The sequence below is a fragment of the Streptomyces sp. CA-250714 genome (assembly GCF_050936705.1).
Taxonomy (GTDB): Bacteria; Actinomycetota; Actinomycetes; order Streptomycetales; family Streptomycetaceae; genus Streptomyces.
Map to the genome: position 1 here is coordinate 1,364,758 of NZ_JBNJMI010000002.1, position 23,599 is coordinate 1,388,356.

The 23,599-nt window shown below is 71.1% G+C and carries 22 protein-coding genes; 9 read left to right on the plus strand and 13 right to left on the minus strand.

What is annotated here, in order from left to right; all coding sequences use genetic code 11:
* Window positions 1-26: 26 nt before the first annotated feature.
* From ACQEU8_RS25030 to ACQEU8_RS25045, 4 genes are all read right to left on the minus strand, one after another.
* The gene (locus tag ACQEU8_RS25030) at window positions 27-995 is read right to left on the minus strand and encodes an NADPH:quinone oxidoreductase family protein (RefSeq protein WP_433108693.1); all 969 of its coding nucleotides are present in this window, start codon (window positions 993-995) and stop codon (window positions 27-29) included.
* 109 nt (window positions 996-1,104) lie between these two features.
* Entirely contained in the window at window positions 1,105-1,710 is a 606-nt protein-coding gene (locus ACQEU8_RS25035; protein WP_433108695.1) for a TetR/AcrR family transcriptional regulator, read from the minus strand.
* Window positions 1,711-1,794: 84 nt separating this feature from the next.
* Complete coding sequence (locus ACQEU8_RS25040) at window positions 1,795-3,498, minus strand: AMP-binding protein (protein ID WP_433104795.1); 1,704 nt, start codon at window positions 3,496-3,498, stop codon at window positions 1,795-1,797.
* A complete protein-coding gene (locus ACQEU8_RS25045; RefSeq protein WP_433104797.1) occupies window positions 3,495-4,316 on the minus strand; it encodes an SDR family oxidoreductase in 822 nt (273 codons plus the stop codon). Before ACQEU8_RS25045 ends, ACQEU8_RS25040 begins: the two co-directional genes overlap by 4 nt.
* A gap of 446 nt (window positions 4,317-4,762) precedes the next feature.
* Here ACQEU8_RS25045 and ACQEU8_RS25050 point away from each other — a divergent pair, with 446 nt between their 5' ends.
* Both ACQEU8_RS25050 and ACQEU8_RS25055 read left to right on the plus strand, forming a co-directional pair.
* A complete protein-coding gene (locus ACQEU8_RS25050; protein WP_433104799.1) occupies window positions 4,763-5,335 on the plus strand; it encodes a hypothetical protein in 573 nt (190 codons plus the stop codon).
* Window positions 5,336-5,575: 240 nt separating this feature from the next.
* Window positions 5,576-6,040: a MaoC family dehydratase gene (locus tag ACQEU8_RS25055; protein WP_433104801.1), complete on the plus strand. Its 465-nt coding sequence runs from the start codon at window positions 5,576-5,578 to the stop codon at window positions 6,038-6,040.
* Here the strand turns inward: ACQEU8_RS25055 and ACQEU8_RS25060 are convergent.
* The 5 genes from ACQEU8_RS25060 to ACQEU8_RS25080 all read right to left on the minus strand — a co-directional run bounded on the left by ACQEU8_RS25060 (window position 6,021) and on the right by ACQEU8_RS25080 (window position 12,464).
* The gene (locus ACQEU8_RS25060) at window positions 6,021-6,656 is read right to left on the minus strand and encodes a TetR/AcrR family transcriptional regulator (RefSeq protein WP_433104803.1); all 636 of its coding nucleotides are present in this window, start codon (window positions 6,654-6,656) and stop codon (window positions 6,021-6,023) included. The two genes, ACQEU8_RS25055 and ACQEU8_RS25060, sit on opposite strands and share 20 nt — an antisense overlap.
* Window positions 6,657-6,747: 91 nt before the next feature.
* Window positions 6,748-7,833, minus strand: coding sequence for a zinc-binding dehydrogenase (locus ACQEU8_RS25065; protein WP_433104805.1), 1,086 nt, complete (start codon window positions 7,831-7,833; stop codon window positions 6,748-6,750).
* 58 nt (window positions 7,834-7,891) lie between these two features.
* Window positions 7,892-9,310 carry an aldehyde dehydrogenase family protein gene (locus tag ACQEU8_RS25070; RefSeq protein ID WP_433104807.1) on the minus strand — a complete coding sequence of 473 codons (1,419 nt, stop codon included), beginning with the start codon at window positions 9,308-9,310 and terminating at the stop codon, window positions 7,892-7,894.
* A gap of 189 nt (window positions 9,311-9,499) precedes the next feature.
* Window positions 9,500-10,747: an IS110 family transposase gene (locus ACQEU8_RS25075; protein ID WP_433104809.1), complete on the minus strand. Its 1,248-nt coding sequence runs from the start codon at window positions 10,745-10,747 to the stop codon at window positions 9,500-9,502.
* 568 nt (window positions 10,748-11,315) lie between these two features.
* Window positions 11,316-12,464 (minus strand): RNA-guided endonuclease InsQ/TnpB family protein, encoded by a 1,149-nt coding sequence (locus ACQEU8_RS25080; RefSeq protein ID WP_433104811.1) that lies wholly within the window; start codon window positions 12,462-12,464, stop codon window positions 11,316-11,318.
* Window positions 12,465-12,768: 304 nt separating this feature from the next.
* Here ACQEU8_RS25080 and hmgA point away from each other — a divergent pair, with 304 nt between their 5' ends.
* Window positions 12,769-14,139 carry a homogentisate 1,2-dioxygenase gene (gene hmgA, locus ACQEU8_RS25085; RefSeq protein WP_433104813.1) on the plus strand — a complete coding sequence of 457 codons (1,371 nt, stop codon included), beginning with the start codon at window positions 12,769-12,771 and terminating at the stop codon, window positions 14,137-14,139.
* Window positions 14,140-14,221: 82 nt separating this feature from the next.
* Window positions 14,222-14,983, plus strand: a complete 762-nt coding sequence (locus ACQEU8_RS25090) for a GntR family transcriptional regulator (RefSeq protein ID WP_433104815.1) — start codon at window positions 14,222-14,224, stop codon at window positions 14,981-14,983.
* A gap of 124 nt (window positions 14,984-15,107) precedes the next feature.
* On the opposite strand, the gene ACQEU8_RS25095 is transcribed toward ACQEU8_RS25090, so the two are convergent.
* The gene (locus ACQEU8_RS25095) at window positions 15,108-15,374 is read right to left on the minus strand and encodes a hypothetical protein (RefSeq protein ID WP_433104817.1); all 267 of its coding nucleotides are present in this window, start codon (window positions 15,372-15,374) and stop codon (window positions 15,108-15,110) included.
* 296 nt (window positions 15,375-15,670) lie between these two features.
* Between ACQEU8_RS25095 and ACQEU8_RS25100 the strand changes: the two genes are divergently transcribed.
* Together ACQEU8_RS25100 and ACQEU8_RS25105 are read left to right on the plus strand one after the other, a co-directional pair.
* Window positions 15,671-16,885, plus strand: coding sequence for a DUF5925 domain-containing protein (locus tag ACQEU8_RS25100; protein ID WP_433104819.1), 1,215 nt, complete (start codon window positions 15,671-15,673; stop codon window positions 16,883-16,885).
* 131 nt (window positions 16,886-17,016) lie between these two features.
* Window positions 17,017-17,643 (plus strand): hypothetical protein, encoded by a 627-nt coding sequence (locus tag ACQEU8_RS25105; RefSeq protein ID WP_433104821.1) that lies wholly within the window; start codon window positions 17,017-17,019, stop codon window positions 17,641-17,643.
* A gap of 94 nt (window positions 17,644-17,737) precedes the next feature.
* Here ACQEU8_RS25105 and ACQEU8_RS25110 read toward each other — a convergent pair whose 3' ends face one another.
* Window positions 17,738-18,130 (minus strand): GntR family transcriptional regulator, encoded by a 393-nt coding sequence (locus ACQEU8_RS25110; protein ID WP_433104823.1) that lies wholly within the window; start codon window positions 18,128-18,130, stop codon window positions 17,738-17,740.
* A 95-nt stretch (window positions 18,131-18,225) separates the two neighbouring features.
* On the opposite strand from ACQEU8_RS25110, the gene ACQEU8_RS25115 reads away from it, so the two are divergent.
* Window positions 18,226-19,158, plus strand: coding sequence for a GNAT family N-acetyltransferase (locus ACQEU8_RS25115; RefSeq protein WP_433104825.1), 933 nt, complete (start codon window positions 18,226-18,228; stop codon window positions 19,156-19,158).
* 62 nt (window positions 19,159-19,220) lie between these two features.
* Here ACQEU8_RS25115 and ACQEU8_RS25120 read toward each other — a convergent pair whose 3' ends face one another.
* Complete coding sequence (locus tag ACQEU8_RS25120; RefSeq protein ID WP_433104827.1) at window positions 19,221-20,417, minus strand: MarP family serine protease; 1,197 nt, start codon at window positions 20,415-20,417, stop codon at window positions 19,221-19,223.
* A gap of 469 nt (window positions 20,418-20,886) precedes the next feature.
* Between ACQEU8_RS25120 and ACQEU8_RS25125 the strand changes: the two genes are divergently transcribed.
* Window positions 20,887-21,876 (plus strand): lytic polysaccharide monooxygenase auxiliary activity family 9 protein, encoded by a 990-nt coding sequence (locus ACQEU8_RS25125; RefSeq protein ID WP_433104830.1) that lies wholly within the window; start codon window positions 20,887-20,889, stop codon window positions 21,874-21,876.
* A 156-nt stretch (window positions 21,877-22,032) separates the two neighbouring features.
* Window positions 22,033-22,680, plus strand: a complete 648-nt coding sequence (locus ACQEU8_RS25130) for a pyridoxamine 5'-phosphate oxidase family protein (RefSeq protein WP_433104832.1) — start codon at window positions 22,033-22,035, stop codon at window positions 22,678-22,680.
* Between the two features lie 34 nt (window positions 22,681-22,714).
* Here the strand turns inward: ACQEU8_RS25130 and ACQEU8_RS25135 are convergent, their stop codons facing one another.
* Window positions 22,715-23,596 (minus strand): alpha/beta fold hydrolase, encoded by an 882-nt coding sequence (locus ACQEU8_RS25135; protein WP_433104834.1) that lies wholly within the window; start codon window positions 23,594-23,596, stop codon window positions 22,715-22,717.
* Window positions 23,597-23,599 lie beyond the last annotated feature (3 nt).

Below are 23,599 nucleotides of genomic sequence, written 5' to 3' on the forward strand. Positions count from 1 at the left end.
CAGCCGACCGCCGGGCTGAGCCCCTGTCAGCCCACCGTCACCACCACGCGCCCCGTGGTCACCCCGTCGAAGACCCGCTGGACGGCGTCCGCTGCGCCGTCCAGCGCCACCCGCTCGCTCACCAGCGGCCTGACAGCGCCTTCCGCGGCGAGTCGGGTCAGCTCCTCATGGCAGCGGTCCACAGCCGACGGCTCCTTCTGCGCGTAGAGCCCCCAATGCAGCCCGAGGATCGAGTAGTTCTTCACCAGCGCGTGGTTGAGCCCCGGCGTGGGCACCGCGCCACTGGCGAAGCCGACGACCACGATGCGTCCCTCGAAGGCGACGCACTTGGCGGACGCCGCGTAGGCGTCACCCCCCACCGGGTCGTACACCACGTCGGCGCCCTTGCCGCCGGTGGCCTCCTTCACGGCGGCGACGACATCGTCGCTGCGCCGGTCGATGACCACGTCGCAGCCCAGTTCGCGGGCGACCCGCGCCTTCGCCTCGCCGCCGACGACGCCCAGCACCCGCGCTCCGGCGGCCTTGCCGAGCTGGACAGCGGCGCTGCCGACGCCGCCCGCCGCGGCGTGCACCAGCAGGGTCTCGCCCTTCTGCAGGCGGGCGCGCCGGTGCAGCCCGAACCAGCCGGTCTGGTAGCCGATGTGCAGCGCGGCGGCCTCCGCGTCGTCCAGTGCCTCCGGGGCGGGCCGCGCGCTCTCCTCGCTGATGACGGCCAGTTCGCCGAAGGCGCCGCAGGGCAGCACGGGCTGCCCCAGCACCCGCTCCCCCGCGCGGGGTCCGCCGACGATCTCGCCGCACAGCTCCACTCCGGGGGTGAACGGCAGCGGCGGGCGGATCTGGTACTCGCCCCGGCACAGCATGGCGTCCGGATAGTTGACGTTTCCGGCCCGCACCCGCACCAGCAGCTGCCCGGGGCCCTGCTCAGGCTCGGGTATCTCCTCCAGCCGCATCACGTCACGCGGTTCGCCGTTGGTATGAACACGCCATGCCTGCACGGGGGTTCCTTTCATGCCGAACGTTGTGGTTGAGCTTGTCGCTGATTCCGCCGGACCCTCGCCGTCGTGCTTGCGCGCCGTCGCGGCGGGATTGGATGCGGGAGCGGGCTCATGGCCGGAGCGCCCGCAGCAGCAGGTCGGCCAGGTGGTCGGCTACTTGTTGGGGGGTGAGTGGGCCATCGGGTCGGTACCAGCTGCTGAGGTGGTGGACGGAGCCGAAGTGGTAGTCCACGACGAGATCGGCGGGCGTGGCGTCGCTGAACACCCCGGCGCGCTGGCCCTCTTCGATCAGGGCGCGGAACCTCTCGTGGTAGCGGCGCCGCTCCGCGCGCACCTGCTTCTGCTTCTCGGACGAGAGCTGGTGCATGGAGCGGAGGAAGATCATGGCGTCGTCGAGGTTGTCGATGGTCGTCACGACGACGTCGGCGGCGGCCGCGCGCAGCCGCTCCTCGACGGGTGCCTCGCGCTCGGCGAACAGATCGAGGCGTTCCTGCTGGAGCCGCAGCAGGCGGCCGTAGATCTCGTGCAGCAGATCGTCCTTGGAGCCGAAGTAGTGGTAGAGGGCGCCCTTGGTGACGCCTGCCGCCTCCACGATGTCCTGTACGGACGTGCGGTCGTAGCCCCGCTCGGCGAACAGGCGGGTGGCGGCCGCCAGCAGCCGCTGCGGTACGGGCGCGGGGGTGTCGCCGCCCCAGCCGTCGTCCTGACGGCTCATCATGCCCGGCATGTCCCAACGCGTCCCATGTCCCGCCGAATCGGCCTTGGTCGTCATGGCCGCCACCTGCCTCTCACTCCTCGTTCATCGGCCGACGTCGCCCGGCCGACTCCGATCCTCGTTCATCTGCCGGGAACGTAGCTCCCGTCGCAGGATCTTCCCACTGGTGGTCTTGGGGAGCTCCCGGAGGATCTCCACCTCGCGGGGGTATTTGTAGGCGGCCAGCCGCTCCTCGCAGTACGCGCTCAGTTCGTGAGGCGCGGCATCGGTGCCCTCGCGCAGGCTGACGTACGCCTTGACGGTCTCGCCCCGGTACTCGTGCGGGACGCCGACCACCGCGGCCTCGCGGACGGCGGGGTGCGCGTACAGCACGTCCTCGACCTCGCGGGGCCAGACCTTGAACCCGGAGGCGTTGATCATGTCCTTCTTGCGGTCGACGACATACAGCCAGCCGTCCTCGTCCATGAACCCGATGTCGCCGGTGCGCAGTTCACCGTCGGGCAGCGCGGCGGCCGTCTCCGCGGGCCGCCGCCAGTAGCCGGGCACGACCTGCGGGCCGCGTACCGCGATCTCGCCCTGCTCTCCGAGGGGCACCGGCACCCCCGCCTCGTCCAGGATGCGCACGACCGTGTCCGGGCCCGGCACACCCACCGCGAGGGTGCCGGACTCCGGGTCGACCGGCGCCTGTCTCCCGGGCGGTACGGAGGCACACGGCGCCGAGCACTCGGTGAGCCCGTAGCCGTTGCCGATGTAAGGGCCGAAGGCGGCGCGGAACTTCTCCACCAGCGCGGGCGGCAGCGGTGCGCCGCCGGAGGAGATGTGCCGGAACGAGGCGAAGTGCTCGCGGGTCGCACCCGGGTGTGCGGCCAGCGCCATGAACGCGGTGGACGGGCCGACGGTGTAGGCGGGGCGGTGCTCCAGGAAGGCGTCGAGGACGACGCCCGCCTCGAAGCGGTAGGCGAGCGCCAACGTGCCCTTGTTGACGATGCATCCGCACAGCTGCACCACCATCCCGGTGATGTGGAACAGCGGCGCCAGCGCGAAGATGCAGGAGCCCTCCGGCAGGCCGTGGCCGACGCGCTGCCGCTCGGCGTTGAAGGCGAGGTTGGCGTGCGTGTTCATGGCGCCCTTGGGGGAGCCGCTGGTGCCGGAGGTGTAGCTGATCAGCGCGATCTCCTCGGCAGCGGGCTCACGTCCGGCGGGGGCCGGTGCGCCGGTGCGTGCGACGGCGAGCAGATCCTGCGCGTCGTGGGCGGGCGCACACCGCTCGAATCCGAGTACGCGGGCGTCGTCGCGGTTCTGCAGGTCGAGTTCACAGGCCGTCAGTACGGTGTGCACGGTGCTGCCGGCCACAGTGGCGCGCAGCCGGTCCTCCCAAGCTCGGTCGGAGCACACCAGGACGGCGACTTCCGCGTCCTCGAGGACGTGCGCGACCTCGCGTTCCTTGTACATCGGGTTGACGGGCACCACCGTGGCCCCCGCCTTCCACGCGCCCAGCAGCGCGAGCACGTAGTGCGGCGTGTTCTGGAGCATGAGGGCGAGCCGGTCGCCCTTCTCCAGGCCCCGTTCGGCGAGATGGGCGGCGACGGCGTCGGAGAGCGCGTCGGTCTCGGCGTAGCTGAGCCGGCCGTCGAAGTAGGCGAGCGCCGTGCGGTCCGGCACCTCACGGGCAGCGGCGCGGAAGGCGTGCAGCACCGTCTCGGGCGGTGTGACGGGCGCGCGTTGGGCTGCGTTGAGCTGGGCCAGCCAGGGCTTGTCCTCGTACGTGACCGCGGCTGCCGACGTCATGCCGGCTCCCCCTCCCGCGCACCCTCCGGGCCGGGCCGTGCGCCTTCGAGCCCGTCGTGCGCCCGGCGCTCGACCTTCTGCTGGAGGTGGTTCATGGCGCTCAGCCAGTTGTCCGTGCCGCTGGCGCGCGCCGTGTAGTGGCCCTGGGTGGTGGCGTGCGGCAGAACGAGGAAACGCCCCTCGGCGAACGCGGCGAACAGCGCGTCGGCAACAGCCTCGGGGGCGATGGCGCCCGGCCGCAGCACCACGTCACCCGCGGTGCCGGTGGCCTCCAGCATGTCGGTCCGTACGCCCTCCGGGCAGATGGCGTGCACGTCCACGCCACGGTGCCGGTAGGTGACCGACAGCCACTCGGCGAAGGCGAGTGCCGCGTGCTTGGTGACGCTGTAGGACGCAGCGCCGACCATCGTCAGCAGCCCGGCCGCCGAGACGGTGGACACGAAACGGCCCCGCCCGCGCTCCAGCCAGCCGGGCAGCAGTGCACGCGCCGCGCGTACGTGTGCCATGACGTTGACGTCCCAGGCCGCGTTCCACTGGGCGTCGGGGCTCTCGGGACCGCCCTGGGTGCCGACGCCGGCGTTGGCGCAGAACGTGTCGACAGCGCCGCCCAGCGCCTCGCTCGCGGGGGCCACGACGGTTGCGGCGTCGCCCGGTACGGCGATGCCGCCGATCTCCTCGGCCACGGCGCGGGCCCGGCCGGGGTCGAGGTCGTTGACGACGACCCGCGCGCCCTCGGCGGCGAATCTGCGGGCGAGGGCCGCCCCTATGCCACCACCGGCTCCGGTGACGACAACGGCACTGTCGCGCAAGGACTCCATCAGCTGCGCCTCCACTCTCGGGTTCGTGCGGCTGCGTCCCCGTTCGGTGCGTACGGCGGAACGGCCCCGCCGGATCCAGCACCCGCCCGGCAGACTAACCAGTCGGTATGTCATTTCGGAAGGGGTGGCGGAGGAACCCCGGAACCGCCCCGACGCCCCCCAGGACCGGGGCCCGGGAACGCGTGCGGCGCGAGGCTCGTTCCTCTGTTGTGTGCGGCGCGCGGCGTCGCGTATGCGTGACAGGTGGAGAGCCCGGAAGCGACTGCGGCCGATGAGGCGTGAAACCGACCCTTACAGGAATAGAGGGCCACATCCGGGGTAATCCGCCACGCCGAAGCAAGTGCGCGCTCGCCGCGCGAAAAAGCATCGCCGGAGACGGATCCGAAGTGCGGGGTGGTACGTCACATCCCCGACGACACGGGTCCTCTCCGCCGGAGGTGGGATGATTGGCCGGTTTCAGAGCGCTCGCCCGACAAGTCCGTGACCCAGACAGAGACCCGTCCCAACGACGACAGGCACTGCGCAAGTGCCTGGAGCGGTTCGCCCCTTACGGCCACCGCGCAACCTGGCAACACCTGTGCAGGAACGCCGGGTTCCATCCCGACGACCGCGAACCCGACCCCGCGCTGCTCGTCTCGGCGCTCGAAGAGCTGGAGGAGGCACGCGCGGTCTGGCTCGACTACGAGTCCGAAGTCGCGGCCCGCCGCAAACGGGAGAAGCGCAAGGGGATCAGACAGCCGACCGCGCTCGACGAATGGCACCGCAGAACGTGGGGCGGCAGGTCGCTGATGCACTGCGATCCGGCCCAACCGCCGACCCCCCGGCTGGCCGAGGTGCTGCGCCGCATGATCGCCATGACGGACGACGCGTACGAGACCCCACCGCAACGCCGCGGTCTGCGGATGGACCGGGGCGTACGGACGGAGATCCGTACCGACGGCACCGGCCGCCGCAACCCACACCGCCAAGGCACAGGCTCCCGCCTGGGCTTCAGCAACCCACTCCCCTCCCAGGGCTGAGACCAAGCCCCGAAAGGGGCGCGGGGAACTGCGCGCCAAGCCACAACGAACGTGCAAACGGCCGCCGGGCAGCAACCCCTACGGCGGGCTGCCGCTCCCAGGCGGGGCCCGCACGAACTCAGGGGTGGCGCAGCGCCGCAGGCAACTGGCATGCTGACGGACACATGCTGAGCAGTCGCTTAGCCGAGGCCCACACATCGGCTGCCCACTCCACGGCACCCCGCATAGGAGGAAATTCGCATGGCGGAACCCCGGGTCTTCACCTCGGCCGACGAGCTGCGTGCCGCGGTCGGCCAGGAGCTGGGCCACAGCGACTGGCTGGAGGTGGACCAGAAGCGGATCGACCTGTTCGCCGACGCGACGGGTGACCACCAGTGGATCCACGTCGACCCGGAGCGTGCCGCCGGGGGCCCCTTCGGCGGCACCATCGCGCACGGCTATCTGACGCTTTCGCTGCTGCCCGCCCTCGTCCCGCAGATCCTGCGCGTCGAGGGCATGAAGATGGGCGTCAACTACGGCACCAACAAGGTGCGCTTCCCCGCCCCCGTGCCCGTCGGCTCCCGACTGCGCGCCAGGGCGACCCTGGTGGACGTCGGGGAGACGTCCGACGGCGGGGTGCAGGTCGCCGCACAGGTGACCGTGGAGCGAGAGGGCGGCGACAAGCCGGTGTGCGTCGCGGAGAGCCTCAGCCGCTACTACTGGTGACACCGGCGGCCCGGTACCCGGCCATCCGCAGGGCGAGATCTGCGTACAGCTCACCGATCTCGTCCGGCGTCCTGCGGCCTCCCGGACTGAACCAGCGGGCGACGTCGATGCACAGCGACATCACCGCGAGCGCCGTACCCCGAATGTCCGGGATGTCGAACTCGCCCGCCGCGACTCCCGCTTCGAGGACCCCGCGCAGAATCTCCTCGCTGCGGCGGCGCAGCACCACGATATGGGCGTAGTGCTCCTCGCCGAGCGCCGCGAGCTCGTACTGGACGACGCGGGCCGTGGTGTGGTGCTCCGCGTGCCAGCGTACGAACGCACGGACGGCGCGGGCGAGGCGTTCCGCGCTGTCGGCCGCGCCGGCCACGGCCTCCTCCAGCACCGCCACGGAGCGCTCGTGGCCGACCCTGCTGATGTGGAAGAGCAGTTCTTCCTTGGTCTTGTAGTGGATGTAGAGCGCCGCGGGGCTCATCCCCGCTCGGCCGGCGATGTCGCGGGTGGTGGTGGCATGGAAACCCCGCTCCGCGAATGCCTGGACAGCGCCCAGCAGGAGGCGGCGGGCGGCGTCCGGGGTGACACCGCCAAACGATTCGTCGATCTCGCCCGTCGTCATTCGGCCAGCTTACTGTGCGCTGAGCGACTGCTTAGCCACCCGCCCCCTGCCGGACAGGCCGGGCAGACCGGGCAGGACGGACAGGCCCAACTCAGAACACCACCAGGGTGCGCCCGCCCCGACCGGCCCGCATGGCGTCGAAAGCGGCACCGACCCCCTCCAGCCCCACCCGGTCGGTCACCAGCGCCCCGAGCTCCAGTCGCCCGTCCCGCACATGCTGGGCCAGCACCGGAACGTCCCGTACCGGGTCGGAGTCCCCGTACACACAGCCTCGCAGCCCTCGCGCGAAGTGGAAGATCTCCAGTGCGGAGAACGTGACGCGCTCGTCCTTGCCGCCGATGCCGACGACGGTGGTGCGCCCGCCGCGCCGGGTGGAGTCCCAGGCCGCCCGGACGGTCTCGGCGCGGCCCACGCATTCGATGGCCACGTCGGCGCCGTATCCGCCCTCCGTCAGTGCGCGTACGGCCTTGGCGGTCTTCTCACCGGCCACGACGAAGTCCGTGGCGCCGGCGGCCCGCGCCATGTCCTCCTTCTCCGCGGAGACATCCACCGCGATGATCTGTCCGGCGCCCGCGAGCCGTGCCGACTGCAACGTGGCCAGGCCCACCCCGCCCACGCCGTACACCGCGACCGACTCCCCCACCCGCACCCGGGCGCTGTGGTGCACGGCGCCGTACCCGGTGAGCATGGCGCAGCCCAGCAGCGCCGCGTCCTCCAGCGGCACACCGGGCGGCAGCGGGAGGACGGCGCGCCGGGGGACGACCGTCTCCTCGGCGAAAGCGGCGACGCTCAGCCCGGGGTAGAGGCCGTCGCCGCTGCGGGTGCTCGCGTAGGGCGTGGTGGTGGCCTCGTTGGCGCGGGTGCACAGCCACGGCTCGGACAGCTGGACGCAGAAGTGGCATTCGCCGCAGTTCGGCGCCCAGTTGAGCACGACGCGGTCCCCTGGCGCGACGTCCAGTACGTCCTCGCCGACGGCCACGACGGTGCCCGCGCCCTCGTGGCCGAGCACGGCCGGTACGGGCTGGCGCAGGGTGCCGTTGGCGAGGGAGAGGTCGGAGTGGCAGACGCCGGCCGCGGCGAGCCGCACCCGCACCTGGCCGGGACCGGGGTCCGGCAGGGCTATCGAGGTGACCTCCAGCGGTGCCGAGACGGCGGGCAGTACGGCGGCGCGAACCATGCGAGCTCCAAGCGGCGTGCGGGGACGGGGGTGGCCTCGGTAGAGCGGCGGAATCGGGTCAGAACTGGAGGGACTTGGTCTGCACGTACTCCTCCAGGCCGTGGACGCCCAGCTCCCGCCCGACGCCGGACTGCTTGTAACCGCCGAAGGGCGCCAGGGGGTTGAACCGGCCACCGTTGATGTCGACCTGTCCGGTCTCCATCCGGCGCGCGAAGGCGACGGCCTCGGCCTCGTCCTCGGACCACACGGCGCCCGCGAGCCCGTAGACGGTGCCGTTGGCGATGCGCAGCGCGTCCTCGGTGTCCGCGTACTCGATGATGGACAGCACGGGGCCGAAGATCTCCTCCTGGGCGATGGTCATCTCGGGGGTGACGTCGGCGAACACGGTGGGCCGCACATAATGGCCGCGCTCCAGGCCCTCCGGAGGCTCGGCGCCGCCCACCACCAGCCGGGCCCCCTCCTCCTGGCCGCGCCGTATGTACCCGGTGACCCGCTCGCGCTGCTCGGCGTTGACGACGGGGCCGATGCGGGTGGTCTCCTCCAGAGGGTTTCCGGCCACGTACTTGGCCGCGGCTTCGGCGGCGAGCCGTACGGCTTCGTCGTAGCGTTCGGAGTCGACCAGCATCCGGGTCCAGGCGCTGCATGTCTGGCCGGAGTTGGACATCACGTTGGCGACACCGACCTTGACGGCCTTGGCCAGATCGGCGCCGGGCAGGATGACGTTGGCCGACTTGCCGCCGAGCTCCAGCGCGACGCGTTTGACGCCGGAAGCCGCCACCGCACCGATACGGCGGCCGACGGCGGTGGAGCCGGTGAAGGAGAGCAGGTCGATGCCGTCGTGCTCGGCCAGCGCCTGCCCGGCGACCGGCCCGAGCCCGGTGACGAGGTTGAAGACACCGGCGGGTACGCCCGCGTCGTGGGCGGCCTCCGCGAACAGTTGGGCGACCAGCGGGGTGTCCTCGGCCGGTTTGAGCACCATGGTGCAGCCAGCGGCGAGAGCGGGTGCCGCCTTGGCGACGATCTGGTGCAGCGGATAGTTCCACGGCGTGATGGCGCCGACGACGCCGACGGGTTCGCGCAGCACCCGGGAGTTGCCGACCTCCTCCTCGAAGGCGTACTCGGCGGCCAGCTTCGCGTAGCCGGCGCAGACCGCGACCGGCACGGCGGCGTGCACCTTCCGCGAGAGGGTCAGCGGCGAGCCGAGCTCCGCGGTGACGGTCTCGGCGATCTCCTCGCTCCGGTCGGCCAGGATCTGCCGGAGCGCTTCGAGACGCGCGGCCCGCTCGGCGGGCGGAGTGGCGGCCCAGCCGGGGAGCGCCGCACGGGCGGCGCGCACGGCCGCCTCGACGTCCTCGGGACCGCCCGCTGGAACGGTGGCTAGGAGGGTTCCGTCGGCGGGGTTGGTGACCTCGATCGTCCCGGTGCCCGCGGCGGGACGCCAGGTTCCGTCGATGTACATGCCGTCGTGTGCCTTCATGGGGCAAACCTACTGTCGGGTCAGCAAGGTGTCAGCACGGCCTCGTAGTGCCCTGGTTGACTTCCTCCTCCTCGTAGACGAGGGGGATTCCCCTACGAGGGGGTTCGGCCGGTCGCCCGGCTTACGGGTTCCTGCTTCACGGACCGCCTGACGGCGAGGTCTCCACAGACACCTCGGGGCGGTAACTCGTCAAGCGGCTCCGGCAAGTTGGGTGGGGAAGGCAATGTCCTCTTCGAACAGCTTGTTGTGATGGAGACAGTAGAAGAGCTGGCCGATCATACGGTTAAAGAGGTTCCTCTGGGCGGCAGCGTGCCAGTCTCCGTGGTCGTCACGCCGCCGCCGGTAGTGCGCCTTGGCGCCGGGTGAAGCGGTGATCGCAGAGAACGCCCACAGGTAGCCGACATGGTTAAGCCGGTCGTTCTTCACCCACCGCCTGGTGATCGACGACTTCTTCCCAGAGGCTCTGGTGATGGGCGAGGAGCCGGCGTAGGCCTTGAGACCGCGGGCGTCGGCGAACCGGGTGCGGTCGTCTCCGATCTCGGCGAGGACCCGGGCGCCGAGTTGGACACCGAGGCCCGGGAAGCTAAGGATCACTTCGGCGTCCGGGTGCTGAGGGAAAGCCTCCTCCACCGCCTCGGCCAGGTCATCGGCGGCTTGGGAGGCGGCTTCGAGCTGGATGAGCAGGGCGAGCATCTGCTTGCCGAGAGCGTCCTCGACCAGCGGCTTCTGGTGGGCCCAATCGGAACGGAAGACCTCGCGGATCCTCTCGGCTTCCACCTCGATACCGCGCTTGCGGCCAGCGCGCTTGAGCGCGGCCTGGAGCTGTGTCCGGGTGAGCTTGGCAGCCCGGGTTGGCGTCGGAGCGAGGCGGAGAAGTTCGTGCGCTTCGGGGCGACACAGGCCGTTCTTCCACGTCTCGACAGCCGTCAGGGCGGCCGGGTAGTACTCCCGTAGCAACGAGCGCAGCTGGTTGGCGATCATCTGCCGGTTCCATGTCGCGTCCTGTTGGGCGCGGGCCAGGACGGCGATCGCACGGCCGAGGTCGCTGTCGTTGGGTAGCGGCCGGTGAGCGTGCATGTCGGTGCGCAGGATGTTCGCCAGGACCAGGGCGTCGCCGGGGTCGGACTTCTTGCGCGAGACGCTATGCCGGTCACGGTATCGGGCTGCTGCCATGGGGTTGATCGCGAACACCTGGCGCTTCCCGGTCCGCAGCACCGCTACGAGCAAGCCACGGGAGGTTTCGATCGCGACCGGAATCGGGCTCTCCTCGCTGTCCCCGTACTCAGCAAGCAGGTCCAGCAAGATCTTGTAACCGGCCGCGCCGTCGGTGATGTGGCGTTTGGCTAACAGCTGGCCGGTGTCGTCGACCAGGGCGACGTCGTGGCTGCGTTCCGCCCAGTCGATGCCGCAGTAGATCAAGACGGATTTCCTCCCCATAATGTGTGTTTGTGCTGGTCACGAGCTCATGCGGGACCACGCGGCGCCCTAATCCCAGGCCTCAACCACGACGGGCCGGGCCGACACCTCGGTAGCCGTTCGTGGCACCAGCTCACCCCACGGGCCTCGGTCTATGCGGGAGCTCAGACGGCTCGGGCTTCACAAGAGGTCACCATGCAGCGGGCTCGCACCACTAACACCAACGAGTGATCAAGGTTCGAGTGTTGACGCGCGACGGACGCCGGGTACTGCGCGATCTGTTCTGAGGCATCGCTTGCCTTGATGTCAGAAGGCATCCACCCGGTGCCGACGCGCGCCGGCACCGGAGTCGGAGTGGTGGCGGCCGCGAGGACACCGAACGCCGCACGGTCTGTGGAGAGGCATTACAGCCCGGCTGACACAAGGCATCCGTTCGGCGCCTACGCGACCGCCACCACCATGAGCACCAGGGCCGCGCACCGATCTACGGGGAGGCATCGAGTGCCCGGGTGGTCGTGAGTGTCACGGCCCCGCTGCTCGAACAGCCCGTAACGAACTCTGATCTCGCCCGGACTGTCTTACCTACGGATTAGGCTGACACGGCATGCCCTGCCGCGTGTTTGATGTTGATGGCCGCGTTCACGTCGGCGTGTTGGGTGTGTCCGCAGTCTGGGGCTTTGCATCGGAAGACCGCTTGGCTTTCGCGGTTGTTTTCCGAGGCGAATCCGCAGGCGGAGCACCGCTGCGACGTGTAGGCGGGGTTGACCTTCACCACAGCCGTGCCCGTGTACCGGGCCGCATTGGTGAGGGCGAGTCCGAGGCGATGCCATCCCTTGTCGAGGATGGCGCGGTTCAGGCCTCGCTTGTGGGCCACGCGCGTGCCTGGCTCCTCGCGGGTGCCGGACGCCGACCTGGACATGTTGCGGGTCTTGAGGTCTTCCAGCACGACCACAGCGTTCTTGCCCACGAAGTGGGCAGCGGTCCGGGCGCAGAAGTCGCCGCGCCGGTCGGTGACCCGGGCCATGATCCGGTTCAGCTTGTCCCGGGTCTTGGCCCGGTTGGCGCTGCCCTTGCGGGTGCGGGCGAGCTTCTGCTGAAGCATGCGGTACCGCACGGTTTCGCAGGCGGTGATGAACGATCGGTCGAAGAACTCGCCATCGGACGTGACGGCCGCCGTCTTCACTCCGCGGTCGACACCGACCGCCGCATCCGGCATGGCATGCCGGCTGGGCGTGACCGTCTGGTCGTCCACGAGGAACGATATGTACCATCGTCCGGCCTTGCGGCTGAGGGTCGCCGAGCGGATCTCACCCCCGAGGGGCCGTGACCAGCGGAAGCGGACCCATCCCAGCTTCGGCAGTTTGACCCGGCCCCACTTGCGGCCCAGGCGTTCCACCCGGATGAGGTTCCCGGCCGGGAACCGGAACGAGGGCGACCAGCGGACCTTCGACCGCCACCGCACCTTGAACGTGCCGTGCTCCCGGCAAGCCTTGTCCAGATCCCTCAGCGTCTGCTGAAGCACGTGCGCGGGAGCGGCCTTGAGCCACGGGTGCTCGTGCTTGGCTTCGGCCAGCTCGGCGGCCTGCGGAACGTAGTTCATCCACGCGCCGCGCCGCCGGTACTCGCGCCGCTGCTCAAGGCCTGTGTTCCACACTGCCCGGCAGATGTTCCCGAACTCCTCGCACATCTCCTCTTGCTCAAGCGACAGCGCGAGCAGATACCGGCGACCGGACAGCATGAAACAACACCTCCTCAAACATGAGCAGTTGACCTGATCTAACCGTATCAGTGCAGGTCAGAACGGATATGGGACTTCGCTGCTGCGCGGCTCCGGCGCGAGAATCGCCTGTCCCCGGCCTGAAGGCCGGGGTCTGCGGCGAAGAATTCAGCTGATCACCGCGCGGGCTGCGGCGGAGCCCGGTGCGCCGGGCGGCCGGGCCAAGAGCGGAAGTCGCCCGGCACCCGGCGCGTGGTGCGTTGACGGGGGCCCTCGGTTATTCCTATGGTCCTACACAGGAATTCATGAGGCGGCGGGAGTTGGCATGGGCCAGGGCACCGACAGCACCACCAGCACGACCAGCACCTCCACCGGCGGGGCACGGGAGCAGGCACGCGGAACGGCCGAGCGCCTGAGCTATCTGTCCGGGTTCGGCAACGAGCACAGCAGCGAGGCCGAGCCGGGCGCGCTCCCCGTCGGCCGCAACTCCCCCCAGCGCGCGCCCCTCGGCCTGTACGCGGAGCAGTTGAGCGGCAGCGCCTTCACCGAGCCCAGGGCGCACAACCGGCGCTCGTGGCTCTATCGGATCCGCCCCTCCGCGGCGCACCCCCGTTTCGTCCGTACGGACAACGGCAATCTGCGGGGCGCGCCCTTCGAGGAGACGGTCCCCGACCCGAACCGGCTGCGCTGGGGCCCGCTGCCCGATGCGCCCGCGGGCACCGACTTCCTGGCGGGCCTGTGGACGCTGGGCGGCAACGGCGACGCACGGCAGCGCTGCGGAATGGCCGTCCACCTGTACGCCGCCAACGCGTCGATGACCGACCGGGTCTTCAGCGACGCCGACGGCGAACTGCTGATCGTCCCCGAGCGCGGCGGTCTGCTGCTGCGCACCGAGTTCGGTCTGCTGCGGGCCGAGCCGGGCCATGTGGCGCTGATTCCGCGCGGGGTGCGCTTCCGCGTCGAACTGCTGGCGGAGAGCGCGCGCGGCTACGTCTGCGAGAACTACGGCCGCCCTTTCGCGCTGCCCGACCTGGGCCCGATCGGCGCCAACGGGCTCGCCAACCCCCGGGACTTCCTGGCGCCCACCGCCGCGTACGAGGACGTGGAGGGCCCGGTCGAGGTCGTCAACAAGTTCTGCGGGAACCTCTGGAGCGCCGTCTACGACCACTCGCCGCTGGATGTGGTCGCCTGGCACGGCAACCATCTGCCCTACGTCTACGACCTGCGGCGCTTCAATGTGCTGGGCAGCATCAGCTACGACCATCCGGACCCGTCGATCTTCACCGTGCTGACCTCGCCCTCGGACACCCCGGGGCTGGCGGGCGTGGACTTCGTGGTCTTCGCGCCGCGCTGGCTGGTGGGCGAGGACACCTTCCGGCCGCCGTACTTCCACCGGAACGTGATGAGCGAGTACATGGGCCTGATCGAGGGTGCCTACGACGCCAAGGCCGAGGGTTTCGTCCCCGGTGGCGGCTCGCTGCACAACATGATGTCGGCGCACGGCCCCGACCGGGAGACCTTCGAGCGTGCCTCGGCCGCCGAGCTGAAGCCGCAGAAGATCGACGACGGGCTGGCCTTCATGTTCGAGACCCGCTGGCCCGTCTCGCTCACCGAGCAGGCGGCCGGCGCCGCCCACCTGCAATCGGACTACGACGCGGTGTGGCAGGGTCTTCAGCGTCATTTCCCGGCCCCCTGACGTCCCCCCGCGACGTCCCTCCCCGCCCGCCCGGCCGGGAGGGACCGCCGGAGGGCCGACCTCACCCGTGGAGGCACGTCCCATGACGCCGCTGTTCACCCCGGATTCCGTCGAGCTGAACCGGAAGCTGCCGCTCTGGTACCAGGTCTCGCAGTCGCTGCGTGCCTCCATACTGGGCCGCCCGCCGCAGGCACCGGACCGGCTGCCGCCCGAGGACCAGCTGGCCGGGCACTACGGCGTCAGTGTGCTGACCATGCGTCAGGCGCTCAAGGAGCTGGAGGCGGAGGGGCTGATCAGCAGGCACCGGCGGCGCGGCACCTTCATCGAGCCGGACGCACGCCGCTCCCGCCCGGTGCGGCTGCTGGGCTCGGTGGACACGATCGTGGCCCAGCAGTCCGGGGAGCCCACCACGCTGCTTGCCCACGGCCCCGAGCCGGTCCCCGCCGAGCTGGCCGAGCACTTCCCCGGCCAGCCGGAGGCGATGGCCTATCGCAGGCTGCGCTGCGAGCGGGAGAGCGGCGAGCCGACCAACTGGGCGCTCAACCTCATCCGCCCGGACGTGGCCGAGAACATCGACCCCGCGGATCTGCGCCGCGGCTGGCCGATGACGAAGGTGCTGCGGGATCGCGTGGGGGTACGCATCAGCAGGATCACGGACACGGTGGAGGCACGGCTGGCCGATCCGGAGACGGCCCGGCTGCTTCAGGTGCCGCTGCTGAGCCCGATCCTGCACTACACGGGGGTGACCTACGACGGGGAGGGGCGGGTGGTGGACGTGGTCCGTATCCACTACCGGGGCGATCGGTTCGCCTTCTCGGTCACGCTGGAGAATGTGACGGACTGAATACCGCCTGCTGGTCCGCCGAGGCGGCGGGCCGGCGAGCGCAGCCCATGGGCGGGGTGGGCGGATTCACGGGCGGGCGGGGACGAGCGGGACGGCCGCCGGGACGACAGTCCGGCGGCCGCCTTCAGCCGCGCCCGCCGAAGAGCGTGCGGCGCAGCTTGCGCAGCGGGGCGAAGAGCGAGACCCGCGCACTGCGGTTGCTCGCCCGGCTCCGTACCGCGTCACGCTGCGTTATTTCACGCATCAGCGTGGTCGCGTCCTCCGTCTCGCCCTGTGGGACAGCGGGTCCTGCGAGCACGGAGAGGTGCCGGTCGAGGCGCGAACTCGTCGCGCCGGTACCGCATTTGATCGCGGGCACACGCGCCCTGCTGCCGACTGTTATCTGTTCCATGTCACTCCCCACCCGTACGAGGGCACCCGGCCCGGGCAGAGTAACCCTATCTCCCGACTACGACATGCGTGTATCCCGGCCACAGCATTCACCTGCCCCACAAGGCTGTTGGGGAACACGGTACGCCGTCCCGGGACCTCCCGGGCACCCCGGGAAACGCCGCAAATACGGACACATCTACCGGAGTTCGGAAGCCGACCGGCGCACAGAGGGGGCGGACGACCCCTTACGGTGCGCTGGTGGCACGCCGCGAAACCCGCGTGCGAGTGGAGCCGTCATGCCGGATCATGGCGGTCATGTGTACCGACCGCCGTCCCGACGACAGGAGTGCGGCCCTGGCTTCCGAGACCCCGACGACGCCCCCGACCACCCCCGCCCCGAGCCCCGACCAGGCCGCGTCGCAGGCCGTGCCGCCGGCTGCGACCCCGCCCGAGCGGGCTGTGGCCTCCCGGCTGCACATCGACGACAGCGACTCCGCCAGCGACATCATCGACGCCCTCTTCCTGGGCCGCTTCACCGTGGGGGAACAGCCGTACTCGCGCAGCCACACCGTGGACCGCATCAAGAAGGGGCACACCCTGCTGCCCCCGGGCGCGCATGTGCTGCGCGAGGCGCAGGACGACAACTCCGGCTCGGTGCTCGCCGAGGGGGACGGCTGGACGGTACGGGTCTCGCGTTGGAACCGGGGCGCCGAGGTCACGGTCACGGCGGTCACCGACGAGCTGGCCGAGCAGCGGCTGAAGCAGGCCGTGGACGGCGCGGAGGACGAGCCCGAACCCCAGGAGGACCAGGTCTCCATGGGGTTCTGGTACCACTCCCCCATGCGGGGCCCGCGCCGTACGTCGCGCACCATCAGCGCCGGCTCCTGGGCCGATGTGCGGCAGAACTACACCGCGCGGGTGGCCACCGCCATGGACGATCTGATGAAGGTCACCCCCGATGAGATCTCCGGGCGCCTCCTGCTGCTGCACGGCCCGCCCGGCACCGGCAAGACGTCGGCGCTGCGTACGCTGGCCCGCTCGTGGAGCCAGTGGTGCCAGGTCGACTGCGTCCTCGACCCCGAGCATCTGTTCAACAACATCGGCTATCTGATGGACATCGCCATCGGCGCGGACGACTCCGACCCGGAGTCCGGCCGCTGGCGGCTGCTGCTCCTGGAGGACTGCGACGAACTGATCCGCGGCGAGGCCAAGTACGCGGCGGGCCAGGCGCTCTCCCGGCTGCTGAACCTCACGGACGGGCTGCTCGGCCAGGGCCGTAACGTGCTGGTGGGAGTCACCACGAACGAGGACCTGGAGCGGCTGCACCCGGCCGTGGTCCGGCCCGGGCGCTGTCTGGCCCGGATCGAGGTGGGCTCGCTCAGCCGCGCCGAGGCCGTCTCCTGGCTCGGCACCGAGGAGGGCATCGGCCGCGACGGCGCCACCCTGGCGGAGCTCTACGCGCTGAAGAAGGGCAAGCGTCCCGCCGACGTCCCCCACCAGGAGAGGGAGAGTTCGGGCCTGTATCTGTGACAGTGCTGTATCTGTGACGGTCCGGCGGGGTCCGGCCGGTGCCGGTGACCGGTAGGCCCCGTTCCGGACAACCATCGACCGCGCTCGCGGGTCTCTTCCCACAACAGCCCGTTCAGGGGGAGGACCCGCCCATGCGCTCTCGCTCCATCGTCGGCACGGCCACCGCCACCGCCGCCGTGACCGTCGCCCTGCTCACTGCCGCGACAGCCACCGCCACCGCGGCCCCAGTTGCGCCCAGGACCACGGCGCCCGGCTTCCTGACCGCCGACGACCTGCCCCCGCACCCCACCTCACCGTGGCACGAGGGGCCGGTCAGCAAGGGCCTGCCGGATCCGGAGCCCTTCTGCATGGCCGGTGCGATCCCCGCCCAGGCCGGGACCTACCACCGGATCTTCAGCACCGAATACGACACCCACGCTTCCCAGGTCAGCGTCCGGGCCGCGTCCGCCAAGGCGGCCGGGAAGCTGGCGGCCAAGCTCGAGAAGCGCGCGGCGAACTGCGCAGCCGACTGGCTGCGCAAAAACCCGGGCAGCTCGGCGTCCTGGGACGACTACGGCACCGTCGACGCGGGCGACAGCGCCCACATCTACGGCGTGCACACCGCGCCCCCCGAGTCGGAGCACGGCGTGAATCTGTTCGCGGTGGTCCGCAAGGGCGCCAAGGTCAGCGTGGTCCGGTGGGCTCAGATGGGCACGCTGGAGGACGCCCCGGTGGCGTCGTTCCGCACCACGACCACCATGGCGGCGGCCCGCCTCTGACGCCGACCCGCCTGCCGGCCCGGGCCGCTTCGCTGAGCGCCCCGCCTGCCGGATCGGGGGAGCGCGGATCGGGGGGAGCGCGGTTCGGGGATCGCTACGCGCCGTACTGCGCGCGTAGCGCATCCCGGGCGGCGGCCAGCGCCGCGTCCTGGTCCGCGCCCAGTCGCCGTGCGCGGGCCGCGAAGGTCTGTGCGGCTTCGGCCAGTTCCCGCTCGGTGACACCGCCCGTGGCGGCGATGAAGGTCCCGTTGCGGCCCCTGGTCTCGATGACTCCGTCGGTCTCCAGCGCGCGGTACGCCTTGGCGACCGTGTTCGCCGCGAGTCCCAGTTCCTCCGCGAGCCCCCGCACGGTCGGCAGCTTGTAGCCCGTGGGCAGGTCGCCGCCGCGGGCGAGCGCGGCGATGCGCGCCCGCACCTGCTCGTACGGCGCCTCGGGCGCGTCGGCGTCCAGGGTGATACGCAGGGCGTTCGATGGGTTCCGCGGCACGGGTCCTCCGGGGAGCGAGGGGCAACGGGCCGATTCTCCCCCACCATGCGAAAACCGGGAGCGGCGCGGCACGCCGCCGTCGTAGCCTCCGCGCCATGACGCTCACAGTCCGCGCCCTGCGCGCCGACGATCCGCGGGACGCCGAGGCAGTCGCCGCCGTCCGCCGGGCAACCGTCCCGTATCTCGTCTGCACCGCCGCGACGCTCGGCTGGGAGGTGGCGCACACTCCGGCCAGCCAGCGGCTGTGCTGGTTCGTCGCCGAACGGCCGGACGGCACGGTCGTCGGCTGCGCGGACGCCGGGCTGGTCGCGGGGAGCACCGAGCCGGGGCAGGGTTTTCTGCACACTGCGGTCCCGCCGGGAGCCACCGGACGGGGTGTGGGCTCCGCGCTGGTGGCCGCGGGTGAGGCGTATCTCATGGGGCTGGGGGCGCGGCGGGTGCACAGCTGGGTGGCCGACGACGACCGTGCCGGAGGCTTCGCCGAGCGCCGCGGATACGCCCGCTCCCGGCAGGCGCGCTTCCTCGGGCTCGAACTCCGCGGCGCGGCCCTGCCCCGGCTGCCCGATCCGCTGCCCGTGGGCGTCACACTGCGCCGGGTGGCCGAGTTCGCCGACGATCTGCGGCCGCTGTACGAGGCGGACACGGAGTGCGCGGCGGACGAGCCGGGCGATGTGAGCGTGGGCCGCACACCGTACGAGGAGTGGCTGCGGCACAACTGGCGGCGGCCCGACTGGGACGCGGAACTGAGCAGTGTGGCGCTGGTGGACGGCCAGGTCGCGGCGTACAGCGTCGCGCAGACGGACGGGGTGGACCGCTACTGGTCGGGGATGACGGGCACCCGGCGTGCCTTCCGGGGCCGGGGGCTGGCGCGGCTGGCGAAGCTGGCCGCGCTGCGCCGTGCCCGCGCGGCCGGATACGCCCACGCCTACACCGGCAACGACGCGGCCAACGCGCCCATGCTGGCCGTCAACCGGCGGCTGGGTTATGCGCAGGTCGGCACGGAGTGGCGCTGCGTCAAGGAGCTGTGAGGGGGCGCTGTTGGGCGGCCTTCCGGCTTCACAGCGTTTCCGGCTTCACAGATTTTCCGGCTTCACAGCGCCGAGCGGTCCCCGGTGTCCACCGCGGCAGTGGCATCCGCGGCCTGCTGTGCGGCGTCCCGTACCTGGTCGGCCGTGAGCGCGTATCCGGTTCCGGCGTCCGTGGTGGAGCGGGCGAAGATGACCCCGTACACCCGGCCGCCGGGCGTCAGCAGCGGGCCGCCGGAGTTGCCCGGCCGGACCTGGGAGCGTATGGCGTAGATGTCGCGGGTGGTCAGCGCGCCCCCGTAGATGTCCTGGCCGCGTGCCGGGGTGCGCGCTGCCACGGCCGCCGCCCGCAGGTCGAGGCCGCCGTTCTCCGGGTATCCGGCGACCACGCCCTGGTCGCCGCGGGTGGCGTCGCCGGCGAACTGGAGCGCGGGGGCGGTCAGGCCCGGTACGTTGAGGACCGCGATGTCCTTCTCGGCGTCGAAGAGGACGACCTGCGCGGCGTACGGACGTCCGACGCCGCCCACGCGGACGGTCGGCGCGTCGACACCGGCGACGACGTGCGCGTTGGTCATCACATGGCCGCGGGCGTAGACGAAGCCGCTGCCCTCCTGCCCCTGCTCACCGCCGTCCACGTCGGCGACGCCCTCGACCTTGACCGTGCTGCGCTGGGCCGCGGCCGTCGCCGCCTTGGTGACGGCGTCGCCCGACGGCTGGGGCACCGAGGCGCCCGGTTCCTGCTCGAACGGGTTGAAGACCGGGGGAAAGCCGGCGGTGGTGAGTGCGCCGGTGGCGCGGTTGAACCACGTCGCCGCGCTGCCGGGCATCCGCTCGTGCACGCCCTCCAGCAGGGAGGAGCCTCGTATGGCCTGGTTGAGCGCGGGTGAGGGCGAGGCCGCGAGCGCGCTGCCCGCCACCCACCCGACGACGAGCACCGCCACGATGTTGACGAGGGCGCCGCCCACTCCGTCCACCCAGCGTGCGGGGGTGCGGCTGAGCGCATGGCGTATCCGCCAGGCGAGCTGGGAGGCGAGGGCGTGCCCGGCGAGTGCGGGTGCCAGCACGGTGAGCAGCGCGAGCACGGTGGCGGTGGTCGTACCGCGCTCGGCGAGGTCGAGGACGAACGGCAGCAGCCAGACGCCGAGGATGGCGCCCCCGACGAAACCGGCCAGCGAGACGAGTCCCGCGACCAGCCCGCGGCGGAATCCGGATCCGGCGTAGGCGAGCGCGGCGAAGATCAGGAGCAGATCCAGCAGATTCACGGCCTCGCTCCCTCCCTTCGCTCTCGTTGCCCAGCGCTTGTCCGCTGCGCCCGTTTTGCCACTTTTGACCCCACCTGTCCGCTGTACGCGCGTACAGCCAGGCGGAGCGTTCAGGGAGAAAAACGCATAACCACAGCTAGCGGTTCCCCTGTGCGGGGTTCGCCCGGCGCCGTGGGCGCGGTCGTGCGTCCGGCGAGGCGGGTTTCCGGCCGAGTCTGTTCGGGCGCTTAGACCCGCCTTAAGTGAACCCTAAAGATCGCCGGACCAGGCGTCTCGGGGCGGTTTTCGGCCTTCGTCGTGGCTAACGTGCTGGTCGCCGGGGCGGGTTCGGCGCGGGCCGCAGGGGAGGCGGCAGTTGGACCCGGCCCGGACCGCCGGCGTGGTGCGAGTGCACGTCGACGCCGCTCGGGAGGCCGCCGTCGTACGTGGCCGCCCGCCACCCCCACATCCGTGACAAGGAGCCACTCACATGACCGTTCGCCGCCAGGCAGCCGGCCGCAAGGCCGCAGGGATCGTCGCACTGGGCTTCGCCCCGCTCGCGCTCACCGTGCTGACCGCCGGGCCCGCCGCCGCGCACGGTTCCATGGAGGACCCCGTCAGCCGGGTCTCCGCCTGCTTCGCCGAGGGGCCGGAGAGCCCGAAGTCGAAGGCCTGCAAGGCCGCGGTCGCCGCCAGCGGGGCGCAGGCGTTCTACGACTGGAACGAGGTCAACATCCCCGACGCGGCGGGCAAGCACCGGGAGATCATCCCGGACGGGAAGCTGTGCAGCGCGGGCCGCGACAAGTACAAGGGGCTGGACCTGCCCCGCGCGGACTGGCAGGCCACGGCGATGAAGCCGGGCAAGCACACCTTCCGGTACAAGGCCACGGCGCCGCACAAGGGCACCTTCGAGCTGTACGTCACCAAGGACGGCTACGACCCGGCCAAGCCGCTCAAGTGGTCCGACCTGGAGGCCGAGCCGTTCGCCAAGGTGACCAACCCGACGCTGAAGGACGGCAGTTACATCATCGACGGCACCGTGCCGAAGAAGTCGGGGCGCCATCTGATCTACAGCATCTGGCAGCGCTCGGACAGCCCCGAGGCGTTCTACACCTGCTCGGACGTGACCTTCGGCGGGAAGAGCGACCCCGCGCCCGAGAGTGCGCCCCCGGCCCCCGACGAGAAGCAGATCGAAGCGGGCATGGAAAAGTCGACCGTGGACCACGACGGCCACGGCGGCGACCACCACCCCGCCGGACACCAGGGGGCGCCGCACGACAAGCAGGCGCCCGAGCCCAGCGATGAGCCGGAGCCCAACGCGCCCGAGCCCAACGGCGGTTCGGACAAGACGAAGCTCGCCGAGACCGGCGGCAGCGACAACACCGCACCACTCGCCATCGGCGGCGCCGCCGTCCTCGCGGCGGGTGCCGGGGTGCTGTTCGCCACGGCCCGCCGCCGGGCCACCAAGTCCCGCGGCTGACCGGAGCCCGCCGCGGTCGGCGCCGCTTTCCCCGTCGCACAGGGGAAAGCGGCGCCGTACGCTCGATCCCCGTAGAGCGGCGGCCGCACGCTCGATCCCCGTACAGCGGCGGCCGTACGCTCGTTCCCCGTACAGCGGCGAAAGAGCGGAGTGCTCATGACGGCACCGGAAGCGGCGAGAGCCATGGTGGAGGTCACCAGTGAGGAGGAGCTGCGCGCCCTCGTCGGGGAGCCGGCCTCCCACGCGGTGAACAAGGCCCGCACCGCACTGCATCCACTGGACCGCGAATGGCTGGCCCATTCGCCGTTCTGCCTCGTCGCCACCTCGGCGGCCGACGGAAGCTGCGACGTCTCCCCCAAGGGCGACCCGCCCGGCTTCACCAAGGTCCTGGACGACCGTACGATCGCCATCCCCGACCGGCCGGGCAACAAGCGCATCGACGGGCTGCGCAACATCCTGTCCAACCCGCACGTCGGCCTGATCTTCTTCCTGCCGGGCCGGGGCGACACCCTGCGGATCAACGGCCGGGCGCGGATCGTGCGCGAGGCGCCGTTCTTCGACGACATGGTGGTGCGGCGCAACCGGCCCAAGCTGGCGCTGGTGGTGGAGATCGACGAGGTCTTCCACCACTGCTCCAAGGCGTTTCTTCGCTCCGGCACCTGGCAGCCGGAGACCTGGCGGCCGGACGCGCTGCCGAACCGCGCCCGGCTGGCCAAGACCCTCGACCGGACCGAGGACTCCCTGGAGTTCCTGGAGGAGTACTACGGCCCGCGGTACGCCGAGAAGATCTACACCGAAGGCTGAGCCCCGGGGCCGGGCCCCGGTGCGGGCCCTGCTCTCAGGAGAGGCAGGTCGTGGGGGTGGCGTTGGTCGGGTCGAGCGCGTTCGCCGTCTCGTGCCACGCCATCCGGTCGGCGAGCGCGATGGCCAGATGCTCGGAGATATTGACCGGGCACAGGTCCTGGAGCGTCACGTTCTTCACGTTCGGACCGTCGAGGAACTGCGTCTTGTAGGGCGTGACGACCTGGTCGTACTTGGTGGCGATCACGGTGTACTTGACGCCGGGCACCGTGTCGCCGCCCGCGTTGAGCTTCTTGAGGAACTCGGAGCCCTCTTTCTGCTGGAGCAGCGAGGGGCCGATCTCGTCGACCACATCACCGGCGGGCGGGAACTGGTCGACCAGCTTGGTCAGTCCGCTGAGGGTGGTGCCGTGGTTGCTGGGGGCGATACCGACGAGCGCGTTCACCTTCGGGGCGCCGCCGAGGAACTTGAGGTACTGGCGGGGCATCATGCCGCCCTGTGAGTGGCCGACGATGTCGACCTTGTCGGTGCCGGTGGCGGCAAGCACCTTGTCGACGTAGGCGTCCAGTTGCTTGGCGGAGTCCTCGATGGGGCCGAGCCCGTGGAAGAACGGCTTGCCCGGCAGCTGTCCGTAGTCCAGTGAGAACACGCAGTAGCCGCGCTTGACCAGGTAGGGCGCGAGCCCGACCCAGTTGTCCACGGAGTTGCCGAGGGTTCCGTGGACCAGGACGACGGGTCGGGGATGCGCGGCGGAGGGTTTGCAGGAGTAGTCGTTCCAGCCGCCGGCGGTTTGCGCCTCCTCCGCGGAGGCGGTGGCCGTGGCACCGGGCAGGGCCACGACGGCAACCGTCATGGCAGCGGCGGTGGCTGCCGCTCTGCGTATGCGCTTCGCTGACGACGCTGACAGCTTCGGCTTCATGTC